The 314-nt window shown below is 50.0% G+C and carries 1 protein-coding gene; it reads left to right on the forward strand.

Annotated elements, in window-relative coordinates:
- Positions 1 to 314, forward strand: a 314-nt coding sequence (locus D7V20_RS19975) for an Ig-like domain-containing protein (RefSeq protein ID WP_171407877.1), incomplete at both ends; no start/stop codon positions are given.

The raw sequence follows: 314 nt of genomic DNA on the forward strand, positions 1-314 counted from the left end.
GTAGAAATTGGTACAGCGATTGTAGATTCAACAGGCAACTGGAGCTTTACACCAAGCACTGATTTGGCAGAAGGCGCACATGCGATTGCCATCTCCCAAAAAGATGCAGCGGGTAACGAAAGTCCGAAGACCACACCAGTGAACTTCACAGTGGATAGCGTTCCGCCAACAGCAGCCCCAACCTTGGATAACATCAACGATGACGTTGCCCCAGTGACAGGTAGCATTGGAGAAGGAGACACCACCAATGACGTACGCCCTGAACTGACAGGAACAGGTGAAGCAGGCAATAGCATTAGCATCTATGACAATGG

This window comes from Acinetobacter rongchengensis (genome assembly GCF_003611475.1).
In the GTDB taxonomy this organism is placed as follows: domain Bacteria; phylum Pseudomonadota; class Gammaproteobacteria; order Pseudomonadales; family Moraxellaceae; genus Acinetobacter; species Acinetobacter rongchengensis.